Consider the following 3,348-nt stretch of genomic DNA (forward strand, 5'->3'; position numbering starts at 1 on the left):
ACCGCCCAGGACGCGAAGTCGGGCGCGTCGAGCAGCCCGGCCAGCCGGAAGGCCCGTTGCGCGCTCGCGGGAAGCGTCCGGTAGCTCATCTCGAATCCCGCGCGAATGTCGAGGTCGCCCGCCACCAGTTCGTCCAGCCGGTGTCGTTCCTCCCCGAGGACGTCGGTGAGGTAGGACAGGCTCCACTGCCGCCTGCCCAGGAGCCTGGCCGCGGAGATGCGCACCGCGAGCGGGACCCGGCCGCACAACCGGGTGATCTCCAGGGCCGCCTCCGGGTCGGCCCGGACGCGTTCGTCGCCGACGATCCTGCTCAGCAGGTTCATGGCCTGGGCCGATGGCAGGACGTCGAGTTCCAGCAGGTGCGCGCCTTCGAGGCCGACCAGCCGGACGCGTCCGGTGAGGAGGACGGCCGTGCCGGGGGAGCCGGGTAGCAGTGGCCGCACCTGTTCCTCTCCGGCGACGTTGTCGAGCAGGATGAGTATTTTTCGTCCGGCCAGGCGGCTTCGGTAGAGCGCCACGCGTTCTTCGAGGGAGTCGGGGATGCCGGTGGCGCTGAAGCCCAGCGCGAACAGGAACCGGCTGAGCACGTCTTCTGGTCGGGCCGGGTCGGCGGAGGCGCCGCGCAGGTCCACATAGAGCTGGCCGTCGGGAAACCGGTCCGCGATGCGGTGCGCGACGTGCACGGCGAGCGTGGTCTTACCGAACCCGCCCAGACCGGCGATGCTGGCCATGGCGACGGTGCCCGGCCGAGGCTCGGTGAGAACCTTGGTGAGGTCGGCCACCTCGCGGTCCCTGCCGGTGAAATCCGCGATGTCAGGCGGCAACTCGGCAGGGGCGGGGTTCGCTTGAGGCTCACGGTAGGCCTGCGGGGCCTCCGCCGGTCTGGACGCGCCCGGCCCCACCGGGGAGCCCGTGATCGTAGCCGTGACGCTGGGAACGACATCGAGCGAGGGGTCCTGAGTGAGGATTCTCTGATGAATTTCGTGCAGCTCGTCGGCCGGATCCAGACCGGTCTCTTCCATCAGGGTCTTGCGGGCACGCCTGTATTCGGCGAGCGCGTCCGCGCGCCGGCCACAGCGGTACAGCGCCAGCATCAGCTGCGCATGCAGACGCTCGCGGAGTGGATACTCGCGGGTGAGCGCGGTCAACTCGCCCACCAGCTCGGCGTGGCGTCCCAGCTCCAGGTCCACGGCGATCCGCGATTGCAGGGCCGACAGGCGGACCTCGTCCAGCCGCGCGGCCTCCCCGGCCAGCGCCGGCACATCGGTCATGCCCGCGAACGCGGGTCCGCGCCAGAGACTCAGCGCTTCGCGCAGATGGTGGGCCGCCTTCTCCGGCTCACCGGCGGTCTCCGCGGCGCGCCCTGAGCCGGCCAGATCCTCGAATCTCACCGCGTCCAGTTCGTCCCGGACCAGCGATACCAGATAGCCGGGGCCCTGCCGCACGACGCGCGCCGGATCGCCCAATCGCCGCCGGAGCCGATGCACGTAGGTCTGCACATTCTTGCCGGCGCTCTTCGGAGGAGCGTCCCCCCATAGTGCCCCGATCAGTTGATCTTCCGGGACAGGGGTGCCCGCATGGCACAGCAGAACCGCTAACAGCACCCGCGCCTTGGGCGTGCCGAGATCGAGTCGCTCACCCTCGCGCCACACCGTCAGCGGCCCTAGTATCCCGAAATTCACCGTGCTCCCTTGCGTGGACGCACTATAAACCCGGTCGGCCTGATCTTGGTGAGTATAACGGCGGAATATTCTCGGTATACGCCGCGGGCGTCGCATGCGGGCGGGGCCGCCCGGGTACGCGGGGACCGGGGCCGGTGACCTCAGCGGGCTTCGTCCCGGGCGAAACAGCTCTGGCAGCCGCGGCGTACCAGCTCCACCCCGCCCTGGAACCTCGTGGCGACGTTCAGATGGTCGAGGAGTTCCGCCACGCGCCGGCTGAAGGTCCGGGGCGAGATCCCGAGCCGCTTGCTGGCCGCCTCGTCCGTCTGGCCCGACAGCAGGGCCTCGACGATCGGGAGCAGATGGCTGGGCGCGTCCGGCGCGAGCAGTTCCCGGACGTCGCGGCCGGACCGGCAGGGCACCGCCGCACCGGGCGCGAGCCTGGCGACCGCCGCCCTCTTCCCATTCCTTGCCGCGCCATGTGTGCCGTCGGGACGCTTGTCCCACCCCGGAAGCGGGCAAATGGAGTCGGACGAGCCCGGTGCCGCCTTGTGATGGATACCTGAATACGGTGTCATTCTTGCCCAGCCTCTCGTGCGGTCTGCCGTTTCAGTCGAGCAGACCGAACTGCACTTCCGATATCGCCGCGACCACTTATCAATGGCGCTACTTGATCAGTGGAGGTGATGCTAGCGACGCCCCACTTACGTATCGCTAACCTCGAAGCAGGGTGAGGTATACGGAACTATGACTGCCGGCAATCTTCACGCGTGAGCCGGTCGTTCAGCGTGCTCACGCCGTCCTCGGCTGAGATGCGGCCGAACAGTTCGCGGGCTTCCAGCCAGACGGCCCTGGCCGTGCGGTGGTCGCCGGCGGCGTCGTGGGCGTCGCCGAGAGCGCGGAGCGTCCGCGCCAGGTAGGGGATCCAGCCGCGGGTCCGCCAGACCTGGACCGAGCGTTGGAGGGTGGCGATGGCGGCGGGCGGGTCGCCTTCGGCCAGGTCCAGCTGCCCGAGAACGCTCAGCGCGTCGGCGAGGAAATGGCCGAAGTTGCCGTGCTCGCTGTGGGCCAGCGTCAGATCGAGAGTTGCCCTGGCCCGATCGTCGCCTGTCGCGGCGAACAGCTTCGAGAGGTAGAGCAGCGAGAACGTCTCCAGGTACCGGTCGTTCAGCCGCCGTGCCATCGCCAGGGACTCTTCCAGCAGTTTCTCGCCGACGGCGATGTCACCGCAGAACGCTTTCGCCGCGCCGAGGAACTGGATCACCGTCGTGGTGTAGCGGGCGTTGCCGAGCGCTTCGGCGACCTTCATCGCCTGTTCCAGAACAACGACCGCGCCCTGGGGGTCTTCCTCGCCGTGGACGACCGCCATCACGTGGTAGGCCCGCGCCTGCCCGCCGAGGTAGTCCGCGTCGACCGACAGCCGCAGGGCGCGCTCGGCGAGGGCGAGGGCCTGCGCGCCGTTCCCGTCGGCCGTCATGCCCCAGGCCAGGCTGACGGTGGCGTCGGACATCCCGACCGGATCGTCCAGCCGGGTGAACCGGTCGAGGAGTTCGGACGCCGAGACCCGCATCCGCGTCATCGCGGGTCCGGGCCCCGCCGGGGCCGTCCAGGTGGTGACCTCCAGAAGACCGCGCATCAGCACGGCCTCGCCGAGCTTGTCGCCGGTTTCGCGGCAGAGCGCGAGCGC

The 3,348-nt window shown here is 69.7% G+C and carries 3 protein-coding genes; all 3 read right to left on the reverse strand.

Going from position 1 to position 3,348, the window contains the following annotated elements; all coding sequences use genetic code 11:
* The coding region (locus tag BM339_RS47270; RefSeq protein WP_177287950.1) for an AfsR/SARP family transcriptional regulator at window positions 1-1,682 on the reverse strand (1,682 nt) is incomplete at its 3' end.
* A 140-nt stretch (window positions 1,683-1,822) separates the two neighbouring features.
* Window positions 1,823-2,083 carry a helix-turn-helix domain-containing protein gene (locus tag BM339_RS47275; RefSeq protein ID WP_021591144.1) on the reverse strand — a complete coding sequence of 87 codons (261 nt, stop codon included), beginning with the start codon at window positions 2,081-2,083 and terminating at the stop codon, window positions 1,823-1,825.
* A 323-nt stretch (window positions 2,084-2,406) separates the two neighbouring features.
* Window positions 2,407-3,348 (reverse strand): tetratricopeptide repeat protein (locus BM339_RS47280; protein ID WP_143118911.1); only part of this gene is annotated, 942 nt, incomplete at its 5' end.

This window comes from Actinomadura madurae (assembly GCF_900115095.1).
GTDB lineage: Bacteria > Actinomycetota > Actinomycetes > Streptosporangiales > Streptosporangiaceae > Spirillospora > Spirillospora madurae.